1 protein-coding gene is annotated in these 2,693 nt (G+C 64.6%); it reads right to left on the bottom strand.

Features of this window, described 5'->3' with window-relative positions:
- Positions 1–28: 28 nt before the first annotated feature.
- On the bottom strand, positions 29–2,674 hold the full coding sequence (gene ligD, locus ACODTY_RS23710) for a DNA ligase D (RefSeq protein WP_488996630.1): 2,646 nt from the start codon (positions 2,672–2,674) through the stop codon (positions 29–31).
- Positions 2,675–2,693 lie beyond the last annotated feature (19 nt).

Genomic DNA, 2,693 nt, shown 5'->3' with positions numbered 1-2,693 from the left:
CTTCGACATCAACGATCGCGAGGTCTGACTACGCCGCCTGCTTCATCGACCGACCGAGCCGTTTGATCGCCGGCTCCAGCGGGCGATCACCATCGCCGTAGTCCTTCCAGGCCGCGCTCTTCGCAAGCAATCCGGGCACGGTGCGCAGCGTGTAGCGCTTCGGGTCGAGATCGGCTTTGACCTGGCTCCAGGTCAGCGGCATCGAAACCGTCGCTCCGGGCCGCGCGCGCGGCGACAACGGCGCGACGGCCGTCGCCATCCGGTCGTTGCGCAGATAGTCAAGGAAGATGCGGCCGTGGCGCTGGTTCTTCGCCATCTTGATCAGATAGAGGTCCGGATTGTCGCGTGCCATTTGCAGACAGACGTCATGCGCAAAGCCCTTTGCTTCCGGCCAGGTCAGTTTGCTGCGCCTAGTGACAGCAAGCGGCGTGACGACGTGCAGTCCCTTGCCGCCGGTCGTCTTGCAGAAGCTGACGAGGCCGAGAGCGTCGAGGCGTTCACGCATTTCCTTCGCCGCCTCGACCACCTTCGGAAACGGGAGGTCGGGACCAGGATCGAGATCGAACACCAGCCGGCCCGGCATTTCCGGCTGCTGCGGCGCGCAATTCCAAGGGTGCAGCTCGAGCGCGCCAATTTGTGCAACCGCCGCGAGGCCCTCGACCCGATCGATCTGCAGATAAGGCTTCTTGTCGCCGAACACCTTCACCAGCTCCAGCAGATTGGAGGTTCCGGGCATGGCATGACGCTGGAAGAACTGCTCGCCGCCGATCCCGTCCGGCGCGCGGATGATCGAGCACGGCCGCCCGCGGATGTGCTCGATCAACCAGGAGCCGACGGCCTCATAATAGCGGGCCAGGTTCTCCTTGGTGACCGTCTTGCCGTCATTGGCGTCGGGCCATAGCGGCTTGTCCGGATTGGAGATCAGCACGCCCATGACATTGACCTTGCCGCCGCGGCGCGGAGTCCTCGACGACGTCGGCGCCGCTGGCTCCGGCACTTCCGTCTTTGCTGGTGGAGCGGGTTTCTCGGCCTCGACCTCGGCCGCCGGCTTGTCCTCGCGCAGGCCTTTGAACGCGGCCTGCCGCACGAGGCCGTCCGACGTCCAGCCGGCAAATTCGATCTCAGCGACCAGTCCAGGCTTCAGCCATGTCACGCCGGGCTCTTTCTTCGGCGCGCCGATGCCGGTGAACGGCGACTTCGCGGCCGCGAACGCCTTCAGCTTCGGCACCAGGTCCTTCACCTTGGCGGCGCTGTAGCCAGTGCCTACGCGCCCGACATAGACGAAGTGCTCGCCGCGATTGACGCCGACCAGGAGAGACTGGAACTTGCCGTTGGTGGTCGAATAGCCGTCGATGACGACCTCATGGCCGGCGCGGCATTTGGATTTCGCCCAGCGATCCGTGCGTCCGGAGACGTAGGGCGCGTCGGCGCGCTTCGAGACGATGCCTTCGAGCGACAGCCGGCAGGCCGAGCGCAGTACGGCTTCGCCACCGGTCTCGAAATGCTCGACGAAACGGATCCGGACATCTTCGCCGGCGTCGGTCAGGAATTGCTGGAGCCGGGCCTTGCGCTTCGAGAGCGGTAAGGGACGAAAATCCTCGCCGCCGTCGAACAAGAGATCGAACACGAAATAGACCAGATCATCGGTCTTGCCTTCCGAAAGAGCCGCCTGCAGCGCGGCGAAGTCCGGTGCCCCGTTCTCGTCGAGCGCGCAGATCTCGCCGTCGATGATCGCGTCGGGAAGGTCACCTGCAGCGCGTGCGATCGCGGAAAACTTGGCAGTCCAGTCGAGACCCTTGCGGGTCTTCAGGGTCGCCTCGCCGCCGAGCACCCGCATCTGGATGCGGTAGCCATCGAACTTGATCTCGTGCAGCCAACTGCTTTCGGAGGGCGGTCGGGCAAGCGTCTCGCAAAGCTGCGGCGCGATGAAGTCGGGCAGGTCGACGGCGCTGGCGGTCTCCGGCGTCTTCGTTCTGCGAGCCTTCTGCTTCCGCTCGTCGGCCGCAAGTCCGGAGCGGCTGTCCCATACGGCGTCGGCTTCGACCTTGCCGTCCCGCAGCATGAACGGCTTCGGCTTGCGGCCCTTTCCGGAAGCGATCGCCTCCATGCTGCGCCCCGAGGCGACGGACGTGTCGTTCTCGTCCAGGACCGCGCCGCCGTCTTGCTCCACCGCATATTCATCGCGATGCTTGATCAGCAGCCAGTTCGTGCGCTTACCGCGCTCACGGTCGTTCGCCATTCGCACCAGCACGAAGCCGCCGTGGAGCCGCTCGCCGTCGAGGGTGAACATGAAGTCGCCCTTGGCCAGCGCCTGTTCCGGGCTCTTCTTTCCTTCCGGCTCCCAATAGCCGCGGTCCCAGAGCATGACGGTGCCGCCGCCATACTGGCCTTTCGGGATGGTGCCTTCGAAATCGCCGTAGTCGAGCGGATGGTCTTCGACCTCGACGGCGAGACGTTTGTCGTGTGGATCGAGCGACGGGCCGCGCGTCACGGCCCAGGATTTGAAGACCCCGTCCAGCTCAAGGCGGAGATCATAATGCAGCCGCGTGGCGTCGTGTTTCTGTATGACGAAGCGCCGGCGATTTGAGGGTCTTGTCGCCTCGCGGCCACTTGGCTCCTTAGTGAGCGTGAAATCGCGCTTGGCTTTGTACTTCGAGAGCTTGTCTGCCGCCATCAGGTCCTCGGAGCGGAAA

Source organism: Mesorhizobium sp. FG116 (genome assembly GCF_057809835.1).
The sequence above is the reverse complement of the archived record's forward strand: the minus strand, read 5'-3'. Positions and strand labels throughout refer to the sequence as shown.